This window comes from Terasakiella sp., assembly GCF_048267425.1.
Taxonomy (GTDB): domain Bacteria; phylum Pseudomonadota; class Alphaproteobacteria; order Rhodospirillales; family Terasakiellaceae; genus Terasakiella.
The window spans coordinates 92,595-115,323 of record NZ_JBLWXN010000011.1; the positions used below are offsets into that span (position 1 = coordinate 92,595).

General features: G+C 46.4%; 20 protein-coding genes. 19 read left to right on the top strand and 1 reads right to left on the bottom strand.

Features of this window, described 5'->3' with window-relative positions; translation table 11 throughout:
- Window positions 1-7: 7 nt before the first annotated feature.
- A complete protein-coding gene (locus tag ACN0VA_RS15365; RefSeq protein WP_417822009.1) occupies window positions 8-661 on the top strand; it encodes a response regulator in 654 nt (217 codons plus the stop codon).
- Here ACN0VA_RS15365 and ACN0VA_RS15370 read toward each other — a convergent pair.
- Window positions 658-1,653 carry a DNA-binding response regulator gene (locus ACN0VA_RS15370; RefSeq protein ID WP_417822010.1) on the bottom strand — a complete coding sequence of 332 codons (996 nt, stop codon included), beginning with the start codon at window positions 1,651-1,653 and terminating at the stop codon, window positions 658-660. The genes ACN0VA_RS15365 and ACN0VA_RS15370 overlap by 4 nt on opposite strands.
- A gap of 152 nt (window positions 1,654-1,805) precedes the next feature.
- Here ACN0VA_RS15370 and ACN0VA_RS15375 point away from each other — a divergent pair, with 152 nt between their 5' ends.
- The 18 genes from ACN0VA_RS15375 to ACN0VA_RS15460 form a co-directional block, all read left to right on the top strand.
- Window positions 1,806-2,360 carry a response regulator gene (locus tag ACN0VA_RS15375; RefSeq protein WP_417822011.1) on the top strand — a complete coding sequence of 185 codons (555 nt, stop codon included), beginning with the start codon at window positions 1,806-1,808 and terminating at the stop codon, window positions 2,358-2,360.
- A 419-nt stretch (window positions 2,361-2,779) separates the two neighbouring features.
- A complete protein-coding gene (locus tag ACN0VA_RS15380) occupies window positions 2,780-3,994 on the top strand; it encodes an HDOD domain-containing protein (protein ID WP_417822012.1) in 1,215 nt (404 codons plus the stop codon).
- Between the two features lie 50 nt (window positions 3,995-4,044).
- Entirely contained in the window at window positions 4,045-6,561 is a 2,517-nt protein-coding gene (locus ACN0VA_RS15385) for a PAS-domain containing protein (RefSeq protein ID WP_417822013.1), read from the top strand.
- Window positions 6,551-7,798 carry a response regulator gene (locus tag ACN0VA_RS15390; protein WP_417822014.1) on the top strand — a complete coding sequence of 416 codons (1,248 nt, stop codon included), beginning with the start codon at window positions 6,551-6,553 and terminating at the stop codon, window positions 7,796-7,798. The genes ACN0VA_RS15385 and ACN0VA_RS15390 overlap by 11 nt, the downstream gene beginning before the upstream one ends.
- The gene (locus ACN0VA_RS15395) at window positions 7,795-8,970 is read left to right on the top strand and encodes an HD domain-containing phosphohydrolase (protein WP_417822015.1); all 1,176 of its coding nucleotides are present in this window, start codon (window positions 7,795-7,797) and stop codon (window positions 8,968-8,970) included. The genes ACN0VA_RS15390 and ACN0VA_RS15395 overlap by 4 nt, the downstream gene beginning before the upstream one ends.
- Window positions 8,970-10,133 carry a response regulator gene (locus tag ACN0VA_RS15400; protein WP_417822016.1) on the top strand — a complete coding sequence of 388 codons (1,164 nt, stop codon included), beginning with the start codon at window positions 8,970-8,972 and terminating at the stop codon, window positions 10,131-10,133. The genes ACN0VA_RS15395 and ACN0VA_RS15400 overlap by 1 nt, the downstream gene beginning before the upstream one ends.
- Window positions 10,134-10,381: 248 nt before the next feature.
- A complete protein-coding gene (locus ACN0VA_RS15405) occupies window positions 10,382-10,681 on the top strand; it encodes an SCP2 sterol-binding domain-containing protein (RefSeq protein WP_417822017.1) in 300 nt (99 codons plus the stop codon).
- A gap of 12 nt (window positions 10,682-10,693) precedes the next feature.
- Window positions 10,694-11,290 (top strand): DUF6134 family protein, encoded by a 597-nt coding sequence (locus ACN0VA_RS15410; RefSeq protein ID WP_417822018.1) that lies wholly within the window; start codon window positions 10,694-10,696, stop codon window positions 11,288-11,290.
- Window positions 11,291-11,419: 129 nt separating this feature from the next.
- Window positions 11,420-12,685, top strand: a complete 1,266-nt coding sequence (locus ACN0VA_RS15415; protein ID WP_417822019.1) for an OmpP1/FadL family transporter — start codon at window positions 11,420-11,422, stop codon at window positions 12,683-12,685.
- Window positions 12,686-12,790: 105 nt separating this feature from the next.
- Entirely contained in the window at window positions 12,791-14,410 is a 1,620-nt protein-coding gene (locus ACN0VA_RS15420; protein ID WP_417822020.1) for a long-chain-fatty-acid--CoA ligase, read from the top strand.
- A gap of 121 nt (window positions 14,411-14,531) precedes the next feature.
- The gene (locus ACN0VA_RS15425) at window positions 14,532-14,921 is read left to right on the top strand and encodes a MerR family transcriptional regulator (RefSeq protein WP_417822021.1); all 390 of its coding nucleotides are present in this window, start codon (window positions 14,532-14,534) and stop codon (window positions 14,919-14,921) included.
- 99 nt (window positions 14,922-15,020) lie between these two features.
- Window positions 15,021-16,145, top strand: a complete 1,125-nt coding sequence (locus ACN0VA_RS15430; RefSeq protein WP_417822022.1) for a thiolase family protein — start codon at window positions 15,021-15,023, stop codon at window positions 16,143-16,145.
- Window positions 16,145-18,472: an FAD-dependent oxidoreductase gene (locus ACN0VA_RS15435; RefSeq protein WP_417822023.1), complete on the top strand. Its 2,328-nt coding sequence runs from the start codon at window positions 16,145-16,147 to the stop codon at window positions 18,470-18,472. Before ACN0VA_RS15430 ends, ACN0VA_RS15435 begins: the two co-directional genes overlap by 1 nt.
- Window positions 18,473-18,476: 4 nt before the next feature.
- Entirely contained in the window at window positions 18,477-20,261 is a 1,785-nt protein-coding gene (locus ACN0VA_RS15440; RefSeq protein WP_417822024.1) for an acyl-CoA dehydrogenase C-terminal domain-containing protein, read from the top strand.
- 23 nt (window positions 20,262-20,284) lie between these two features.
- The gene (locus tag ACN0VA_RS15445; protein ID WP_417822025.1) at window positions 20,285-20,824 is read left to right on the top strand and encodes a thioesterase family protein; all 540 of its coding nucleotides are present in this window, start codon (window positions 20,285-20,287) and stop codon (window positions 20,822-20,824) included.
- 6 nt (window positions 20,825-20,830) lie between these two features.
- Window positions 20,831-21,649 (top strand): SDR family oxidoreductase, encoded by an 819-nt coding sequence (locus tag ACN0VA_RS15450; protein ID WP_417822026.1) that lies wholly within the window; start codon window positions 20,831-20,833, stop codon window positions 21,647-21,649.
- Window positions 21,650-21,666: 17 nt separating this feature from the next.
- Window positions 21,667-22,461 carry an enoyl-CoA hydratase/isomerase family protein gene (locus ACN0VA_RS15455; RefSeq protein ID WP_417822027.1) on the top strand — a complete coding sequence of 265 codons (795 nt, stop codon included), beginning with the start codon at window positions 21,667-21,669 and terminating at the stop codon, window positions 22,459-22,461.
- 27 nt (window positions 22,462-22,488) lie between these two features.
- Window positions 22,489-22,729 (top strand): electron transfer flavoprotein subunit beta/FixA family protein (locus ACN0VA_RS15460; protein ID WP_417822028.1); only part of this gene is annotated, 241 nt, incomplete at its 3' end.

A 22,729-nucleotide genomic window follows, 5' to 3' on the forward strand; every position in this document is an offset into this window, starting at 1 on the left:
GAGAGACATGATCAGGGTTTTGTTTGTCGATGATGAAGAAAATGTCCTGCGGGCCATTAAGCGTTGTTTGCGCAATATGAAGTCACAATGGCAGATGTATTTTGCCAGCAGTGGTCAGGAAGCGTTGGATATAATGGCAAAGCAACCGATTGACGTTGTCGTATCGGATATGCAAATGCCCCAGATGAGCGGCGAACAGTTATTGGCAGCAGTGCAGGAAAAATATCCTGATGTTTCCCGCATCGTCTTATCCGGGCAATGTAATCAGGCAACGGCCTTTCGTTTGGTCGGATCAGATCATTTTTATCTCGCAAAGCCTTGTCCAACCAAGCTTTTAATCGATACGATTGAAAATGCTTATTTTGTCGGTCGCAAAGCAGATAGTCAGGAAGTCACGACAGAGGAGTTGCAAAAGGCGTTGATTGATTTGTCAAAGGTCTTGTTGATGCGTGGACAACTTAATTTCAGTGATTTACCAGCACAGGTTAAAATGTGGTTGCCTGAATCAGTTGCACAGGCGTTTGCGCCCGTCGTTGATAATCATGCAACCTTTGTATCGTCTACCGAATTTAGCCGCAACGTGGGTTGGACGGATGACAAAGATGTGGAAGAATATCAAAAATACAAGGAATATGACTGGGATGATTATTTCCGAGGTTAATTAAAAAGTCTGCTTTCTTGCTGATGAAGGGTGGGGGTGAGTAAAACTGAGCGGATCAATTCCGGTTGCCCTCTGGTATTTGTTTTAGAGAAAATACGTTTCAGGTATGTTCTTGCAGAACTTTCTGTAATCCCCATTTTATCGGCAGCTTCCAGCAGGCTATATCCTTGAACAATATGCTGTAAAAGTCGGGCTTCTGACGGGGGAAGATCGTAGATCGACTGTAGAATGTCTATACTGGGAGCCATATGACGATCCGGGTCGGAAATTAATAACATCACCCGGTCGTTTTGACCTTCTTTGAGGTTGGAAATAATGACACAAACAGACGTGTCGGAACCTTTGCGGCTGAGCGACATAGCACGATCCTGAGGGGCTACGCTCTGGATACAAGCGTTGAGTTCGTCCCTGTAACTTGCGAGACTTGCACGCAATCTGTTAGTGGTGGGGTCAATGCTGAAAACCTGACGGGTTGCACATATTTCAGCGGCAAACTGGTTCATATGAATGACATGCGTGTTTGTATCGCAGACGATAACGCCGATTGGCAGACGGTTGAGGATGTCATACCCTGTTTGTGATGATGGATTTAAGCTTTGTGTCTTTTGTGAATGACGCAGCAGGCAGTCTTCAATCCCCTGTTCGAGGACTTCGGGTTCGCAGGGTTTAGTATAGAACCTGTATATCCGTGTGGAATTAATCGCATTGACCGCTGTATCAAGATCAGCCGCCCCCGTCAGCATCACAATTTGTGTGCTGTCATCACTTTCTTGAATGCTTTTGGCCAATTCCAGACCATTGATATCGGGCATGTGAAAATCAGTTACGACAACATGAAAAGGGTGCGCTTTTTGAAGTTCAATTGCTTTTTGAGGGTTGCTTTCGAAAAACATGTCCCAGTCTGCACGTTTGTGCCGAAAATATGCGCGTTGTAGGGCTTCCAGCAAAAGTGGCTCATCGTCGACAAACAGGATACGTGGCTTTTCGCTCATCAGTGGCATTTCCCCTCAAAAGGTATTGTAAGCTTAACCTTATATAAGAAGTGTACCCCACTTTTACAGCTTTGTCCCCATATGGGGATAGGTATGGTTGAAAAAAAGAAGCAAGATTTACGATATTGGTTCTTATGTGAGGGACGTAGCGCATGCATGAAAAAATGAAAATTTTATTTGTCGATGATGATGTTGCCTTTCTTGCTGCATTAAAGCGACGCCTATCTCCGTTTCAGTCTGCATGGGATATGCGGTTTGAAAGTTCTGCGGAAGCCGCTTTGAAATATTTTGAAGACGCACCATATGATGTACTGGTTACAGATCTGGAGATGCCGAGGATTGGTGGCAGTTTAATTGCGAACCTTTTAGGTTGTATGCCCAATGCCCCTGCAATCATTATTTTAACGGGGGAGGCCTCACGCGAAGGTGTGGAGCGTCAACTCAGTGTTCCGTATCAATATTTAGCTAAACCTTGTGATCCTGTCAGCCTGGTTAAAGCCGTTACCAAAGCCCGCCAGAAATCGTTCTCACAGATCTCAACTTTATATGATCAAGTTCTTGAAATTGTTGTCCATAAGATGCGTCAACACGGCTTGCTGCATACAGATGAATTGCCGTTAGAATATGCGGCCTTACTGGGGGGGCGCCATATTGCAGACTTGTTGGGCGATAAGTTTTACGATGATTATCCAGAGAGAGGCGAGTAGGGCAAGGGGAGGAAACTAAGAGAAATGGAATAACTTAAGGATGATTTATTTGGTGTTTTATACACTTAAATGGTATCTTTTCTTCATGCTAACGATCCTGAAAAGAGAATGTATTGCAAAATAAACTATTAAAAGATGTTTGGTTTGTTTTATTATACATTTTAGGTAATCGCATGAAGTCTAAAACAACCTTCACATATTTAGTCAGAAATTGCTTGCGCGGTTTTTAAGCTAAAAATGAAAGATTCAGAAAGGGATGTTTATTGAAATACCCGGTGGGTTTAAATGATTTTTGATTGATTTATGATTTATTTGCATTAATTGTAAGTTGTGTTTTTATGTATCACCAAACGGGGATAGCGGAAGGAAGTTTAGTTCTGAAATATAAATAAGAAATAAGGTTAATAATCGAGAAAAACATGACACATAAACCACATATACTGTTTGTTGATGATGAAGAAAATATTCTGCTCGGCTTGAAACGGGGAATGCGTCGTAACCGACACGCATGGAATATGAGTTTTGCGTCCAGTGGTGGCGAAGCATTAGAAATTTTCAAAGAAAAACATGTCGATATTATTGTCAGCGATATGCGAATGCCCATTATGGACGGGGCTGAATTGTTGGAACGTGTGTGCAAGATATCACCCGATACGGCCCGTGTTGTCTTGTCCGGTTATGCAAAAGATGAAGTTGTTCTCAAGGTCATTGGTCCTGCGCACCAATATCTCGCCAAACCCTGTGATTTTGACGATCTGGAAGAAACAATAAAACGTATATTCCGTTTGCGCGATTGTGTCGGTGAAACGTCTGTACGTAAACTGATTACGGGTAAGAAAAACCTGCCGTCCTTACCTGACATATATCAAAACCTGTTGGCCGAGTTGGAAAACCCGATGTCGACCAACCGTTCAATCGCACATATTTTGGAAAAAGATATCGGTTTAAAAGCGCAGGTTTTTAAAGTTTGTAATTCCGCTTTTTTCGGCTTACCTCAAAAGATAAACAATTTGGAAACAGCCGTCAGTATGATTGGCATGAACACATTGCGCAGCATGGCATTGCTCAATGGGTTTTTCACGACTTTAAAAGATCAGGTTTCTGAATGTTTGGTGTTGGAGCGTCTGAGCAACAATAGTCTGGAAATGGCTTTGATGGCCGCACACATTGGAAGAAAGCTCGGTTTAAGCAAACCGGAAATTGATTTGGCGGTTTCAGCAGGAAGTTTGTGCCATATCGGGACGTTGATTGTGTCTGCCACTTGGCCACATAAATTTGAAGAAGCCGTAAAGCAATGCGAGCAAAACCCGGATCAAACAATTGATAATTTTGAGAGAGAACAGATCGGGGCGGATCACGGGGTCATCGGTGCTTATCTTCTCGGACTATGGGGCTTTCCGTTGAATTTATGTGAGGCCATTGCGTATCACCATCGCCCGCATTTGGCTGGCGAGGGAGAACAGCGCGTTTTATGTACGCTCCATATCGCTCAACACTTTAGCAAAATGGTCGGACGCTCGACCCTTGATGACGCATCGTTGATGCGCGGGATTGATATGAACTTTTTAGAAGAAAAGGGCTTTCCAATTACAATGGATTTTTTGAAAAGCTTGAATTTAAAAGAAAATGTGTAAGTGCGCTGAAAAAGTAAAATGATAAGAATATCGCAATAGGAGATGGTTTGATGGTTGAAGTTGATCTTTTAGAGACATTTGATGAGTTTCCGAGTGAAATTCGTCATGGGATCAATGCCTTGTCACAGGGGATCAGTATTTTCGACAAGGATCTCTTTTTGGTATTTTATAATTCAGCGTTTTTAAAGATTTTAGATTTACCTGCCGAACTTCTCGCGGGGCGCACCCATTTTAAAGATTTAATCCGATTTAATACCGAGCGCGGCGAATACGGTGATGTCGATGTACAGGAGAAAGTCGAAGAGATTTATCAACTCGCCTTGCAATTTCAACCACATAAATTTATTCGAACCACAGCGCGTGGCATCACAATTGAAGTCAAAGGGGTGCCTATTCCCTCCGGTGGTTTTGTGACGACCTATACGGACGTCAGTGAACTGGTTGATGCACGTGAAAAGTATGAGAAAGCCAGTGAAAAATTCCGTGATTTTACCGAGGCGGCGTCCGACTGGTATTGGGAAACCGATGAAAATCATTGTTTCAGCTTCTTTTCAGAACGTTTAGAGCAGGTTCTCAATGTTCCTGCCTCATCTCTTTTGGGAAAACAACGCGGAAAATTGGCTGCGGACGAAGGGGATCAAAAATGGATAGATCATCAAAATACCATCAACGCACATATTCCGTTTACTGATTTTCATTATGAAATTATTTCCAGTGATGGGACGACAAAGTTTTGTTCGGTCAGTGGCAAGCCTGCCTTTGGGCCTGATGGGCGTTTCATGGGATATCGCGGTGTGGGGAAAGAAATTACAGATCAGGTCCGTAGCGAGCAGGAACGTGAGAAAGCACATGCTGATCGAATTATCTTGTCGCACATTCTGGATCTTTCTCTGCAGGATTTACCGTTGAACGAGATTTTACAAAGCGTCCTCGATGGTATTTTACAACATAGTCGTCGAGGGTTTAAGCAAACGGGATCGATCTTTCTCGCCGAAGATAAGCAAAAGCAGTTCCAGCTCGTGGCCTGTACGGGGTTGCCCGCGGAAATGACAGAAAAATATGAAACGATTAAATTTTCAGATTTTCTGGGAAGTGAAAATGTTGACGAAAAGATAAAAATTTTAGCGGGAAGTGATCGTAATTATATGATCTCACAAGGGCATTACTGTGTGCCGATTACCCGGGCTACGGGATTGTTGGGGATCCTTAATCTCTATGTGGAAAAAGAACATGAACAAAGCGATGATGAAGTTCAATTTTTGAACTCTGTCGCTTCCACCCTTTCGGGCATTATATCCAGATGGCGGACGCAAGATGAATTGCGCGTTCTTAGCCAGGCAATCGAACAAAACCCGGCCGCTATTCTGGTAACGGATGTTGAAGGGACGATCTATTACGCCAATGAAGCCTTGTTGAAATCCAGTGGCTATTCTCGTGAAGAAGTTATCGGGGCGAACCCTAGAATTTTCCAGTCAGGTGAAACAAAGTCGGAAGAATATGCAAAATTATGGGATACAATTTCTGCCGGACGTGTCTGGCAAGGGGTGTTGAATAATAAAACAAAAAGTGGGGAAGAAATTTGGGAACGGATGCTTATTGTCCCCATTAAAAATCGTTCTGACCAAATCTTGAACTATGTTGCGATTAAGGAAAATATTACGGAATCCCGTGAACAGGAAAAAGAGCGTGAACGTCTGGAAAATGAGTTGCGTCAGGCTCAAAAGATGGAAGCGGTTGGACAATTGGCAGGTGGGATTGCGCATGAAATCAACACGCCAACTCAATATGTCAGCGATAATCTGAAGTTCCTGAAAGATATCTGGGAAAACTTGAGTGAATTACACGCTCTGTTCGATCAGGTCCTACCTTTGGTGCAGGATAACGAAAAAGCACAAAAGTTGCTGGAAGATATTCAGGAACTGAAAGATGACCTTGATTTTGAGGTATTGTCAGATGATGTCGAAGACGCCATTTCAGATGCCGTAGACGGGACGCAGCAAATCTCGCGTATTGTGCGCGCCATGAAAGATTTTTCACATCCCGGACAAAAGGAAATGGTGATGAGTGATATTAACCGCGCCCTGACCAGTACGGCGACGGTGTGTAAAAATGAATGGAAATATGTCGCACATTTGGACTTTGAACTGGATGACAGATTGCCGCAAGTCCAATGCCTGCCGGGGGAATTGAATCAGGTTTTTCTCAATATGATTGTCAATGCAGCGCATGCGATTGAGGAACGTAATAAGGCCGAGAAAACAAGTGATTTGCGCGGCATTACTATTCGAACACGAAATCTTGGTGAAACAATTGAAATCGATTTTCAAGATGAAGGAAGCGGAATACCTGCCAAAATTCGCGATAAGGTTTTTAATCCGTTTTTCACCACCAAAATTGTCGGGAAGGGAACAGGGCAGGGCTTGTCCATTTCCCATGATGTGATCGTTAATAAACACGGCGGGCGCATTTGGTTTGAAATCGAAGAAGGTAAGGGAACAACCTTCAAAATTTCTTTGCCGGTAAAGGGGAAGGATACAGCAACGCAGGAGTCCGAACATGAGGAGTGATGAGCGTAAACACAGAATTCTCTTTGTCGATGATGAGGCGGGTGTCCTGCGTGGCCTGAAACGGAGTTTGCGCAAGATGCGCAACGATTGGGATATGCGTTTTGCCTGTGGGGCGCAGGAAGCTCTCAGCATGATGGAAGAAGAACGCGCCGATATTATTGTCAGCGACATGCAGATGCCAGAAATGGATGGTGCGGATTTATTGGAAACGGTGCGTAAATCCTATCCCCATACCAATCGTATTATTCTATCGGGCTATACCAAAGAGGAAAGCGTTCTGAAAACGGTTGGTCCGGCGCATTTCTATTTGGCAAAACCCTGTAGTACCGAAGATATTACCAATGCAATTACCCGTTTAGTTGATATGCGCGCCTATGTCAGTAACGAACATTTGCGTGATTTTTCCAACAGCATCCGCAAATTACCGAGTATTCCTTCGATTGTGCGCGAGCTGATTGTAGAGCTTGAAAAAGATGAACCGAGTATCGAAGAGGTTGCCGATATAATTAGCCGGGATATCGCCTTGACGGCGCAGACTTTACGTTTGACGAACTCGGCTTTCTTTTCCTTACCGTTTAAAGCGACGACACCATTGCAGGCGGTGAAACTTTTGGGCATGGAGACGATCCGCGATGTCATTTTGACAGCGGGTGTTGTTGGCGTTTTTCAAGGCAGCAAAGAGGAAGCTATGAGCCTTGAACGCCTGAGCAACAATTGCCTTGTCATTGGCCAATTGGCCCGTGACATCTGTGAATATTGGGATTTAAGCAAACAGGAATGTGGTCAGGCATCCTGTGCGGGCGTGGTCTCGCATTTAGGAACCCTTCTTTTGCAGACTGCGAGCCATGATCAATATCAAGAGGCGATGAAAAGCCTGAATAACGGGGATGGGGAACTTATCGAGGCAGAAGAAGATACGTTCAACACAAACCATCAAAAGATCGGTGCATATATGCTGGGATTATGGGGGTTTGCCTTGCCGATTATCGAAGCGGTCGGCTATCATCATTCCTTACCGCCAGAACAACTGACGAAAAGATCACCGATGCTGGCCCTTTATATTTCTCAGGTTTTGTGTAAGGGCGAAAACTGGGATCAAGAACGGCAAAAAGAATTGAAAAATATGCTGGATTGGGAGGCGATTTCACATCTTGTCAGTGAAAATGAATTTGAAATCTGGTTGGAATTGCTGAACAAACGGGCACATACAAAATTGCGGGAGGATGAGGGGGTATGACAAAAAAAATCTTATTGGTTGATGATGAACCAAAGTTGTTACGGGCAATTTCACGTCATTTAAAGCGCAAATTCGATTTGGTGATGGCAGAAAGCGGGGCCGAAGCGCTGGAGGTTTTGAAAACAGAAGGACCTTTTGCCGTTATTGTCTCGGATATGAATATGCCCCAAATGTCGGGTGTTGAATTATTGGAGAAGTTTTTTGAACTCTCCCCCGATACCGTCCGTTTAATGTTGACCGGGAATGCAGATCAAACCACGGCGATTGAGGCCATTAATCAAGGGCGTATTTTTCGTTTTTTTAATAAACCGGTCGCACCGGAAGTCTTGGAACAGGGGATTTCCGAGGCTTTACGTCAGTATGAACTGATTACAACGGAAAAAACACTTTTGGAAACAACGTTGGCCGGCAGTGTGAAAGTTCTGGTCGACGTGCTGTCTATTGCAGATCCTATCGCATTTGGTAAAGCGGCCAAGGTCCAAAGCTGGGCGGAAGACATTGCAAAGGGGCTGAGATTACCCAATCCGTGGGAAATTAAAATATCGGCCATGTTGGCAGGTCTCGGGCGTGTTGCGGTACCGGAAACCGTCATCAAAAAATTAAATGCTTCGCATCCTTTGACAGAGGGTGAAAAGGAAATGGTGCAGAAAATTCCTGCGGTTGGCAAAGACCTGATTGTGAATATTCCGCGCTTAAATAACGTGGCGCAAAATGTGTACTATCAAGACAAAGGGTTTGATGGCTCTGGTTTTCCTGAAGATGGTCGCGCGGGGATGGATATTCCGATCGGCGCAAGGTTGTTACGTATTTTGAAGGATTTGGCCGCGATCACGGACGACAATTTGCCGACCCGGGACAATATCGCTCAATTAGACAGATGGGCGGAACGTTATGATCCGGAATTGAAGAAAAAAGTACAAAGTTATTTTGAATTTCGCATTCGGAAACTGGATGATGCGCCGCGTGTAGAACTGACGAAAATGAAAGTGGCTCACTTGCTGTCCGGTTATACGGTTCATAGCAATATTGAAACGGTGGACGGCCTTCTGGTTTTGGCGAGCGGTGCGAAATTAACCGCACCTCAGGTACAACGTTTGCACAACTTGACAAAAGTTTATGAATTTCAGGAACCGGTGTTGGTCGATATCACGACCAGAGAAAGCGAGAGTTAATGAAATTCGAGGAAAAAATACTGCTGTTGGATGATGATGAGCGTCTTCTGGAATCTATGGTACGGGTGTTTCGAAAACGGTTTGTCGTCGATACGGCCTTGCGTGGTGATATCGCACTTAAAAAAATGAATGATGACGGACCTTATGCGGTTGTTATCTGTGATATGAAAATGCCACGTATGGACGGACTGGAATTTATCAAGCTTGCCAAAGCGCGTGTGCCTGATTGCATCTTTATGATGCTTTCCGGGCATGCATCGTTGCAAACCGCCGTGGAGGCGTTGAATGACGGGTTAATCTATAAATTCTTCAATAAACCGATCAGTCAGGACCACTTGGTGCAAGCGATTGAGGAGGCCTTGCAAGAATATCGACTGAATATTGCAAAAGAAGATTTGATGTCTTTATCCAAAATGCAGAACCAGACATTGGATGTCGCAGAAGCTGTCAGTCATTCAATTGAAGCCGCAACGCATGCTGCACAAAGTAATGCGGCACGGACCTTGTTGGAAATACAGGAACAAAGTCATTTAACGATGACGCCTGTCTGGTTGAAATCAGGCAAGGCCAGTCTGTATTTTCTCACGTCTTTTGATGATGCGACACAGGCACGCATTCAAGGGGTGAAACATGTGTTGGGGGAAACGCCTGAGGTCATGGCAAAACTTGATATATTGATGCTTGGCAAGATTGCGTCTTACATTTTTCAGAATATGGGGAAAGTCGCGAATAAAAAGTTCGTGATAGATGTCCATTTCGCCACACTTTACAATCGGGGAAGCTTGGAAATGTATTTGCGGATTTGCCGTTCCCTCATTGAAACAGTCCGCAATGCGATATGTTTTAAAATTATCGGCTTGCCAGACGATATCCTGCCGAGCCGCGCCAGTGATTTAATCGGGCGTCTCCGTCCTTTTTCCAGTGCGATTCTGATTGAGGTTCCTCTGCTTGGCAATAGCGAACGGCTGGTTCAGGGCTTATCAAAAGTCATTCTTGTTTTTGACCTTCAGGCGTTACGTGAGGGAGGTGACAGAGCAGGTGATCTCCGTCGTTTGTTTGTTGCATTGGCACATACTCCGAACCGAGTCTTATTTACCTCGTGCGAAGAAAGTCAGTGCCAGGAACTTGCGCAAAAGACCCGTATTGATTTTTACATTCCTTAAGGGAAGTGTTTATACGGGTCTTTTTCTGTTCTAAATACCACTTAAGATTCTTGTTTGCATGTTGCCTATAAGGTGCATTGCGAAGCTTTTTCATGTTTTTTGTGGCTTCGAGTGGGCCATTTTTATCCATTAATAATAATACCTTAAGCGAATTATCAAAAAAAAATAAATACCTAAAGATATTTTTGTTTACCTATACGTCATCTTAATCTATTAATGGTCAAAATAAAATAATACGGGAGGCTTTGATGTCTTTAGACAACGTCAAAGAACAAATGACGCAAATGCTAGGTGAGCTTGAGGCGCTAAATGCGACCGTAAAGTTCGACTGCAAAGAAGACGGGATCATATTTCTGGATGCAACTCAGGAGCCTGCGCAACTGAGTGAGGAAGACGATTTTGCGGATTGCACAATTCGTATTTCGACGAAAAATCTTGAAAAATTGATTGCAGGTAAACTGGACCCGATGCTGGCCTATACAATGGGCAAGTTGAAAATCAAGGGGTCTATGGGAACTGCGTTGAAGTTGACCAATCTTCTAAATTAGGCAGTTGTAGACGTGAAAAAAATTAAAGTTTCATTATGGGCGCTTTGTGCGCTTTGTGCGCTTGTTGTGTCGCACGCGGCGATGGCTGCGACGACGCTTGAATATGCCATCTTGAAAGAAGGTGACCCCATCGGTAAAGAAGTTGTTGTCATTAATGATAGCGACAAGGGTGTCAATGTCGATGTGGTGACGAAAACCAATGTTAAAATGCTTTTTCTGGAATTTAATTACGAACATCAGCGTCGTGAAGTCTGGGAAAATGGCGAATTGGTTTCCATGCATTCACGCACCAACGATGACGGGACGCATCACGAATATAGCGTGACCCGTCAAGCGGATGGTTTACAGGTGTTGTATGATGGTAAAAATAAGAATTTTGATGCCAAGGCGCTGCCATTGTCTTTGTGGAGTAAAGCGGCCTTGTATCGAAATGTGTTGTTCAGTGTGATTGATGCAGAACCGTTTAAAACGCAAACGGTTGCGCTGGATGACAATCATTTTAAAATTGACGGTGATATCACGCGGGAATTGTGGTTTGCCGATGATGGCTACCTGCAAAAGGCAGCTTTCAAACGTAAAGGCTTTTTAATCGAGTTGTTACGTAAGTAGGTGCAAATAAGGGAAGCGGGAACTTCCTTGTTTGTTGATTATGTTGAGGCTTCGGATTGTTTGAGCGGAATAAAGCGGTCGACACAAGATCGGCAACAATCTGAAAGAAAAGTTCTATTGGGAGGCAAGATGCCAAAATTATCTAAATGCCATTTTATGGCAACGTTTGTAGCCGCGGCTGCATTGGTGGCTGGAACACAGCAAGTTCATGCTGCAGGTTTTCAGTTGAAAGAACAAAGTGCAGAAGGTCAGGGTAACTCCTTTGCGGGTTCAACAGCCAAAGCCTATGATGCGAGTACGATTTTCTTTAATCCGGCCGGTATGTCCCGACTGGAAGGGAATCAGTTTCAGGCGAATGCTTCGTTGATTATGCCTTCTGCCGAATATAAACACGGGTCTTCTTCTCGTGTTGGGGGTACGTTATTTAATGATACCAATGACAATGGCGGCGTAACCGCTTTGGTTCCGTCTTTGTATGGTGTGTATGAAATCAACGACAAAATGAAAGTCGGCGTGAGTGTAAACACACCTTTCGGTCTGTCGACAGAATACAAAGACGATTGGGTTGGTGCGCAGTACAATTTACTGAGCAAAATTGAAACAATTACAACAACGCCTTCTATTTCATATCAAATTAATCCGCAACTTTCATTTGGTGTTGGCTTGCAAATCCAGTATCTGGGGGGCGAGTTGACACGTAAGGCCAGCCCCGTTGTTGGTGGTGACGTTGAATTAAAAGCCGATGACATGGGTGTTGGTGCAACGTTTGGCGTATTGTACCAATATAGCGAAGGTGGCCGTATCGGTGTGAATTACCGTTCTCAGGTCAATCATACTCTGGACGGGCATGTTAAGATTTCCAATTCAACAGGCGGTGTAGCCAACGCGTACTACCGGGCTGAGGCCGACCTGACAACACCGGATATTATTTCCTTCGGCTGGTATCACGAGTTGGATGAAAAATGGGCGGTTATGTCCGATATCGCGTGGACCAACTGGTCGGTTTTCAAGGAGTTGCGTGTTCAGGATAAAGTTGGTACGCGGGCGGATGCCGTGACGACCTATGAATGGGATGACACGATGTTCTATTCACTAGGTGTTAACTACAAATATGATGATCAGTGGAAATTCCAGACCGGTGTTGCCTACGATGAAGGGGCTGCGAATGACGAGCATCGCACAGCAGGTATTCCGGATTCTGATCGTTACTGGTTGTCTGTCGGAACAGAGTATAAAATGAATGAAAGTGTAACCTGGAACATTGGTTATTCCCATTTGTGGGGGGATGATGCCAAGGTGACGGAAGATTCACGGGCGGCCACAGGCAGTGGTTTTGCCGGTACATTTGAAAACCATGTTGACATTGTTACTGCTGGTGTGAACATTAGCTTCTAGGTGAGACTGTCTCCATTGACTGTTCAGTCAGTGGAGACTTTTTTTGCCACTTAAGTGACGTAATGGTAACTGTAATAACTAAAAAGTAATTCGGAGGCCGATCTGATGGATAAAACCGTCATTGATTATTTCGACAAAGCCGTCGAACGTTTTGCGGAACGCCCGTGTGTGGATTTCCTCGATAAGAAATATACATATGGCGAAATCGGCGCACTTGTTGATCGTGCCGCAAAAGGATTTCAGCAACTTGGCGTAAAAAAAGGCACGAAGGTTGGTTTGTGTTTACCAAACTCGCCTTATTTTATTGTTTGCTATTACGCTATATTGAAGGTTGGCGGCACGGTGGTCAACTTCAATCCGCTTTATGCAGAGCGGGAATTGGAATATCAAATTGAAGATTCCAACACCGAGATTATGGTGACGCTGGATTTAAAGCAGATTTATCCTAAGATCGAAAAATGCCTTGAAAAAACCAGCCTGCAACGCATTGTCGTTTGTTCAATGGCGGATATTTTACCATCGGTGAAAAGTGTTCTGTTTAATGTTTTGAAACGCTCGGAAGTTGTCGACTTTAAACGAGACCCAGCCCATCTGTCCTTTACACGTTTGACGAATACGGATGGGAAGTATAAGCCTGTTAAAATCATGATGGAAGAACTCGCGGTTCTGCAATATACCGGTGGGACAACGGGGCAGCCCAAAGGGGCGATGTTGACACACCGAAATATCGGTGCAAATACCTATCAACTGCGTCATTGTATGCCAGCAATGAACGAAGGACATGAAAAGATGTTGGGCGTTTTGCCTTTCTTCCATGTCTTTGCCATGACTGTGGTGATGAATGTCGGGATTTCGATTGGTGCGGAACTTATTTTGTTGCCGCGTTTTGATTTGCAACTGCTTCTGAAAACCGTCAACAAAAAACGCTGTACGCTGTTTCCTGGTGTTCCGACGATTTATACGGCGATTAACGGTGCCCCCAATCTGTCTAAAATCGACTTATCTTGCATGAAATTTTGTATTTCCGGGGGCGCACCTTTACCCGTGGAAGTGAAAGCGGAATTTGAACGGCTGTCCGGCTGTGTGCTTGTGGAAGGTTATGGCCTGACGGAAAGCTCCCCTGTTGCGACTGTGAACCCGCATGATGGTGAAATTAAAGCCGGCTCAATCGGCTTGCCGCTTCCGGAAACGAAAGTGACGATCCATGATCCGGATAATCATTTGCATGAATTGCCACAAGGTGAAAAAGGCGAAATCGTCATCGAAGGCCCGCAAGTTATGGCAGGGTATTGGCAACGCCCGGAAGCAACGCATGACACCATTCGAAATGGCCAGTTGTACACAGGTGACATCGGTTACATTGACGAACAAGGCTACATTTTCCTTGTGGATCGTATCAAGGATGTTCTCATGTGTTCCGGTTATAACGTCTATCCACGTATGATTGAAGAAGCCCTTTATCTGCATGAAGGTGTGGCGGAATGTATTGTTATTGGTGTGGATGACGAATATCGCGGTCAGGCACCAAAAGCCTTTGTCAAGCTGGCAGACGGGTATTCCAACCTGACTCCACAGGATTTGCGATTGTTCCTGGATGACAAAATATCACGCATTGAAATGCCCAAAGAGATAGAAATTCGTGAAGAGCTTCCTAAAACAATGGTTGGAAAACTGTCCAAGAAAGAGCTTGTGGAAGAAGAAGCGACAAAGCGTCTATCTGCTTGATAATCAATATTTTCCAGTTAGGAAAGTGGAGGTCAAAAAATAAAGAGGATATTAAAAATTTAACTTGCAAGTGACGTATAGGTAATCTAAATTACGAGATGAGATTACCAAGGAGGGTTTGATGATTGGAGATGAGTTTTATACGGTACCGGAACTGGCGAAAGAGCTGGGGATCACGCCGCGTGCAATTCGTTTTTACGAGACTAAGGAATTGCTTTCACCGCAGCGTGCCGGGACAACCCGTGTATATACTCGCAAAGATCGGGCCCGTTTGATTTTGATTTTACGCGGCAAACGCTTGGGTTTTTCCCTTGCTGAAATTCGGGAATTTCTCGACCTTTATGAGACCGATGTCGATCATGTTGAGCAAATTCTGATGTTGCGTAAAAAAGTACGCCACCGCATAGACGATTTGGAAGAACAACGCATTGAACTTGAATCTGTCCTTGTTGAATTAAAGGATATCGAAAGCCAGTGTGATGAAGCCCTTCAGGAAAAAGAGGGTATCTAAGACTTAAAACGCCAAAAAACAGGTGGCCACGGCATGTGGTCTGTAATGGCATAACCAACAAGTTACGTATAGGTAATTTAAGAGACGGAGACGTAAATTATGAAGAACGTAGTCATCGCGGGTTATTCTCGCTCCCCGTTCCACTTTGCAAACAAGGGAGCACTTGCAAAAGTCAGACCCGATGATTTGGCAGCTCAAGTCGTACGCGACCTGATCAAAAAGACAGGGGTTAAAGGGGAAGATATTGAAGACCTGATTTGTGGTTGTTCTTTCCCGGAAGGCGAGCAAGGTTTTAACTTGGCCCGTATTCTCGTGTTTTTAAGCGGTCTGCCGAACTCTGTCGGTGGTGTGACTGTCAACCGTTTCTGCGGGTCCAGTATGCAGTCTGTCCATCAGGCAGCAGGTGCCATTGCGATGGGCGCTGGCGAAGCCTTCATTTGCGCTGGTGTGGAAAGCATGACTCGTGTGCCGTTGATGGGTTTCAACCCGATGCCGAACCCGCAACTTTATAAAAGTAACCCGGGTGCTTTCATGGGCATGGGCGATACAGCTGAAGAAGTTGCCAAGCGTTATGAAATTTCGCGCGATGCCCAAGAAGAATTCGCCGTTGCGTCCCATGCGAAAATGGCGCAGGCACAGGCTGAAGGCCGTTTTGCAGACGAGATCGTCGCAATTAATGGTGTGGATACAGACGGTTGCGTACGTCCCGGTACAACGAAAGAAGATCTTGCAGGGTTGAAACCGGCCTTTGATGCAAACGGTACTGTAACGGCCGGGACAAGTTCGCCGTTGACTGACGGTGCCGCCGCTGTTTTGGTTTGTTCTGAAGAATATGCCAATGCAAATGGGATTGAGCCGTTGGCCCGTATTAAGTCTGTTGCGGTTTCCGGTTGTGACCCGGAAGTGATGGGCATGGGCCCGGTTGGTTCCAGTCGCAAGGCATTGGAACGCGCAGGTCTGAGCGTTGATGACATTGATGTGGTTGAATTGAACGAGGCGTTCTCGTCTCAATCACTGGCCTGTATTCGTGAATTGGGCCTTGATCCGGCAAAAATCAATCTGGATGGCGGCGCGATTGCCTTGGGTCACCCGTTGGGTGCAACCGGTGCGCGGATCGTTGGCAAGGTTGCTTCCGTTCTGAAACGTGAAGGCGGCAAATACGGTCTGGCTACACAATGTATCGGTGGCGGTCAAGGGATCGCAACAATCGTGGAGGCGATCTAATGAGCACCATCAACAAAGTCTGTGTGATCGGTGCCGGTGTAATGGGGGCAGGTATTGCCGCCCATTGCGCCAACGCCGGACACGACGTGCTGTTGCTGGATATTGTTCCCAACGGCGCGGAAAACCGCAACGCCATTGCCGAAGGTGCGATCAAGAAACTGATCAAGTCCAACCCGGCAGCCTTGACCCACAAACGCAATGCCAAACGCATTACGCCGGGCAATATCGAAGATCATATGGATATGATTGGTGATTGCGACTGGATTGTGGAAGCGGTTATTGAACGTCTTGATATCAAGCAAGATCTTTATAAAAAGATCGATGCGGTTCGAAAAAGCGGGTCAATTGTATCGTCCAACACCTCGACAATTCCGTTGGACAATCTGGTGGCGGGTATGTCCGATGCCTTTGCGGCAGATTTCTGCATTACCCACTTTTTCAACCCGCCGCGCTATATGCGCTTGCTTGAAGTGGTCAAGGGCGAGAAAACAAGCCAAAGCGTCATTGATACAGTCAGCGATTTTTCTGATCGCAAGCTGGGTAAATCCATCGTTCATTGTAAAGATCGTCCGGGTTTTATCGCCAACCGTCTGGGTGTATTCTGGATTTATTGCGCGGTCGTCGAAGCTTTGGATCAAGGTTTGAGTATTGAAGAAGCCGATGCCATTATCGGTCGCCCTTGTGGTATTCCGAAAACCGGCGTATTTGGCCTGATGGACCTTGTTGGTCTGGATTTGATGCCGCATGTCATTGATTCAATGGTGGGACTGCTGCCTGCAGATGATCCGTTTGTAAAAATCAAACGTGATTTGCCGTTGATTGAAAACATGATTGCCGATGGGTATACCGGGCGCAAAGGAAAAGGTGGTTTTTATCGCCTGAACCGTGAAGGCGGCAAAAAGGTCAAAGAAGGTATTGACCTGCAAACGGGTGAATATCGCCCGACAGTCAAAGCCCGTCTGTCTAGTGCCCGTACCAGCGTGCGCGATCTGCGTAAATTGGTGACGCACAAGGATAAGGGCGGTAACTACGCATGGCGTGTTTTAGCGCAAACATTGGCTTATGCCGCTATGTTGGTCCCGGAAGCTGCCGATGATGTGGCGGCAATTGATGAAGCCATGCGCCTTGGTTACAACTGGAAATTCGGTCCGTTTGAACTGATGGACAAGCTGGGTACAGACTGGTTTGCCGAAAAGCTGGCAGAAGACGGTTTTGAAGTGCCGGCTATCCTGAAAATGGCGGATGGTCGCCCGTTCTACCGTGTGGAAAATGCCAAGGTTCAATACCTGACAACAGACGGTGAATATACCGATCTGGTTCGCCCGGAAGGTGTGATTATGTTGTCCGATATCAAGCTGGCTTCCGAGCCGGTTTTGAAAAACGGTTCAGCAGCCTTGTGGGATATTGGCGACGGTGTAGCTTGTTTTGAATTTACATCCAAGATGAATTCAATTGACCCTGATCTGATGGCCTTGCTTGGTAAATCCATCCGTGAAGTGAAAAAGAACTTCAAGGCAATGGTTGTTTATAACGAAGGGACGAACTTCTCCGTTGGGGCCAACCTCGGTCTTGCAATCTTTGCTGCCAATATCGCAGCTTGGAGCGAGATTGAAAATATGGTTGAAAACGGTCAGGACACGTATATGGCGCTGAAATATGCACCGTTCCCGGTCGTATCTGCACCGTCCGGTATGGCGCTTGGTGGCGGGTGTGAAATTCTGCTGCATAGTGATGCGGTTCAGGCTCACGTGGAAACCTATACAGGGCTGGTCGAAGTCGGTGTCGGTTTGGTTCCGGCATGGGGTGGCACCAAAGAGATGCTGCGCCGTTGGTCCACTAATCCAAAGCACCCGCGTGGTGTTATGCCCGGACCGGGCAAGGCGTTTGAATTGATTTCAACCGCAGCCGTTGCGAAGTCTGCCGAAGAAGCCAAGGCCAATATGGTCTTGCGCGATACCGATGGCATTACCATGAACCGTTATCGTCTGTTGGCAGATGCCAAAGCGAAGGCATTGGAATTGGCGGTTGATTATCAGGTACCTGAAAAACCGACCTTCCGCCTGCCGGGCGAAAGTGCGCGTGTTGCCTTTGAAATGGCCGTGGACGGCTTCGTTCGCCAAGGCAAAGCAACCAAACATGACCGCGTGGTTTCTTTGGCAGTGGCCGATATCCTGACAGGTGGTGCAGAGGGGGATCCCACTGTGGAAATGTCGGAAGCTGACGTTCTGGAACTGGAACGCGAAAGCTTTATGAAAATGGTTCGCCATCCAGATACGCTGGCACGTGTCGAACATATGCTGTTAACCGGTAAACCGTTGAGGAACTAAGAATATGGCAACGTATAAAGCACCAATCCGCGACATGAAGTTCGTGCTCTATGAATTGCTGGAAGGCGATAAACTGTGCGAACTGCCGGGCTATGAAGAAGCCACCCGCGATCTGGTTGAACCGATCTTGGAAGAAGCGGCAAAGATTACCGAAGAAGTTCTCTTTCCGCTGAACCGATCAGGGGACGAGGAAGAATGTCAATGGAACGAAGGCAAGGTGAGCACACCGGCCGGTTTCAAAGACGCCTATACCTTGTTCCGCGAAGGTGGCTGGACGGCCATTGCATGTGACCCGAATTATGGCGGCATGGGCATGCCCAAGATGGTCAACACGATGGTGGAAGAAATGATTTGTTCTGCCAACCTGTCTTTTGGGATGTATCCCGGTCTTTCTTTCGGCGCTTACACTGCGATGCACGGTTTTGCATCAGATGAACTGAAAGATACCTATCTGCCCAAGTTGGTCGATGGGACGTGGTCTGGTACCATGTGTCTGACAGAACCGCATTGCGGGACCGATCTGGGTCTTTGCCGTACCAAGGCGGACCCACAAGATGATGGGTCTTATCTGGTCACGGGGACGAAGATTTTTATCTCTGCCGGTGAACATGATATGACTGATAATATCATTCACCTCGTTCTGGCGCGCACACCGGATGCGCCCAAGGGGATCAAAGGGATCAGCCTGTTTGTGGTGCCGAAATATCTGCCGGATGCAGATGGCGAAGCCGGTGAATTTAACAATGTTTCTTGTGGCTCCATTGAACATAAAATGGGGATCAAGGCATCAGCAACTTGCGTGATGAATTTCGACAATGCCAAAGGTTGGCTGGTCGGCACCTTGAACAAAGGCATGCAGGGCATGTTCGCTATGATGAACCAGGAACGCCTTGCTGTTGGTATTCAAGGTCTTGGTTTGGGCGAAGCCTCTTATCAAGGGGCTGTGGAATATGCCAAAGAACGTTTGCAAGGTCGTTCGATTTCAGGCGTAAAACACCCTGATAAACCGGCAGACCCAATCATCGTTCACCCGGATGTGCGCCGTATGTTGATGACACAACGTGCCTATATGGAAGGTTGCCGCGCGTTTGGCGGCTGGGTGTCGCAACAATTGGATATTTCACGTAAACATCCAGACGCGCAACGTCGTGAAGAAGCCGATGAATTCGTTCAATTGATGACACCGATTGTCAAAGCTTTGTTCACCGATTTGGGTTATGAGGCTACAAACCACGGTATGCAGGTGTTCGGTGGTCACGGATTTATTCGTGAACATGGTATGGAACAATACGTGCGTGATTGCCGTATTGCCCAGATTTACGAAGGCACCAACGGCATTCAGGCCCTTGATCTCATTGGTCGTAAAATGCCGGACAAAGCAGGTCGTTTGCTGCGCCGTTTCTTCCATCCGGTTCAGGACTATATCGAACAAAACGTGATGGATGACGAATTGGGCGAATTCGTTCAACCGTTAGCCAAAGCATTCGGTCGTTTGCAACAGGCAACAGGTCAATTGGCCCGTGTCGGCATGGGCAAGCCAGAAGAAGCCGCAGCCGGTGCAACCGAATATCTGCGTCTGTTCGGCCTTGTCGGTCTGGCGTACATGTGGTGTCGTATGGTTGAAGTCGCCAAAGACAAACAAGACGGTGATGAAGGCGATTTCTATCGCGCTAAAATCACAACCGCGCGTTTCTTTATGCAGAAACTCCTGCCGCAATGCAGTTCTTTGTTCTCCTCTATCATGGCAGGCGGTTCCTCCATGATGGAACTGGATGAAGATTTGTTTTAAGGCATGACGACGAAGAGGCTGCCATGAATATGCATTTACGAATGACCAAGGTATTTATGGCGGCCTTCTTGCGTCGCACACCTTCGGTAAACGCGCTGGAACCTTTTGCGGTGAATATGCGTGTCTGGCCGATGGATCTAGACTTCAATCTGCATAAAAACAACGGACGTTATCTGTCTTGTATGGATATTGGGCGTATGGATATGGCCTTTCGGGCCGGTCTGCATCGTCCCATGTTCAAATATAAATGGATGCCGTTGCTGGGAAGTTCGACCATCCGGTATTTCAAATCCTTAAGACCCTTTCAAAAATTTGATCTGGTGACACGCATTGCCGGATGGGATGAAAAATGGGTCTTTATAGAACAGAAGTTTATCTCAAAAGGTCATGTCTATGCCGTGGGCACCGTTAAGGTTTTGTTTCGCGGGGCAGATGGAAATGTACCAACCAAAACCCTGCTGCATTACGCAGGGATCAATGATGAAAGCCCGGTTTTACCGCAGTGGATTGCCGACTGGCATTCGGCGGATCAGGCCTTGGGCAAATATATTCCAAAACAGTGAGGAAACGTGGGAACTTTAAAAGATAAAACCCTCTTTATCTCCGGCGCCAGCCGTGGGATCGGGTTAGCCATTGCGAAGAAAGCGGCTCAAGACGGAGCCAATATTGTAATTGCGGCCAAAACGGCAGAAGAAAACCCGAAACTGCCGGGAACGATCTATTCCGCAGCCAAAGAAATTGAACAGGCGGGTGGTAAAGCCTTGCCGCTGGTGGTTGATATTCGTGACGAAGATCAAATTAAAGCGGCCGTCGATCAGGCGGTAGAAACCTTTGGCGGGCTTGATATTTGTATCAATAATGCATCTGCCATCAGCCTGACGGGCACATTGCAAACCCCGATGAAACGCTATGACTTGATGAACCAGGTCAATGCACGCGGGACTTTTGCGGTTTCCCAAGCCTGTTTGCCGCACCTGTTGAAGGCTGAAAACCCACATATCCTGAACCTGTCCCCACCGTTGAGCATGGATCCGAAATGGTTTGGTGGACATACGGCCTATACCATTGCGAAATATGGTATGAGCATGTGCGTCCTCGGTATGGCTGCGGAATTTGCCGATCAAGGGGTGGCTGTAAACGCGTTGTGGCCGAAAACCGTGATCTATACGGCAGCTCTTGCCATGTTGGGCGATCAGGTCAAACCTGACTATTGCCGCACACCTGATATTGTGGCCGATTGCGCCCATATCATCCTGACACGTGATTCCAAAACCTGCACCGGGAATTTCTTCATTGATGAAGACGTGCTGGCAGAAGAAGGCATTACGGATCTGGATCACTATGCGGTCAAACCGGGCAATCCGTTGTTGCCGGATTTGTTCCTCTAGGCAGGGAAGGCATGGGTATGTCCTATCAAACACTACAGTTTGGCGTGGAAAAAGGCGTGGCGAACATTATGTTTGCCCGCCCCGAACAGGCCAATACATTAACACCGGAACTGATTGACGAATTAAAAGACGTTGTTGCGCGATGTGATCAGGATAATGATATCCGCGCTGTCGTTCTATCCGCTGCACCGGGGCCGTTTTTCTGTGCAGGGGGCGATCTGGGCAAATTTTTAGAAGCGGGTGATAAGCTCTCTCATTTCATGGAAGAGATGCTGGAAGATTTCCATCCTACGATGGAATTGCTGGCCCGCATGGATGCCCCGGTTGTCGCAGCCGTTGATGGTGTCACCGCCGGGATCGGGTTTTCTTTTGTTCTGTGTTCCAGTTTTTGTATCGTCAGTCCGAATGCGAATTTCACAATGGCTTATACCGGTGCTGGGCTAACACCCGATGGTGGGGCGAGTTTCTTTTTGCCCAAAATCGTTGGGTTGCGTCGTGCCGAAGAATTGATGATTACAAATCGTACCCTCAGTGCAGAGGAAGCCGTCGAATGGGGCATTGCCAACCAAGTGGTGCCACAAGATCAGTTGATGGCCAGCGCGCAAGGATTAGCCTATAAGCTGGCAAATGGCCCGACAAAAGCGTTTGGAAACGTACGGCGCTTGTTGATTGACAGCTTTAGTAATGATTTGAGCACACAGCTTCATCTGGAAGGCAAATCAATTGCCCGGATGGGGGGATCACCGGATGGTCAGGAAGGTATTCGTGCCTTTTTGGAAAAACGCACACCGCGTTTTACCGGGCGATTTTAAATTTAGGTTAGGGAAGGAGTAATCAAAGTGAAAGTCCTCGTCGCAGTAAAGCGCGTAATTGATTACAACGTGAAGATCCGTGTCAAATCGGACAACACGGGAGTAGAAACAGCGAACGTCAAAATGTCGATGAATCCATTTGACGAAATCGCGGTTGAAGAAGCAATCCGTCTGAAAGAAGCAGGCAAGGCTGATGAAGTCGTTGTCGTTTCTATGGGCGAAAAGAAATGTCAGGAAACCATCCGTACCGCATTGGCGATGGGCGGGG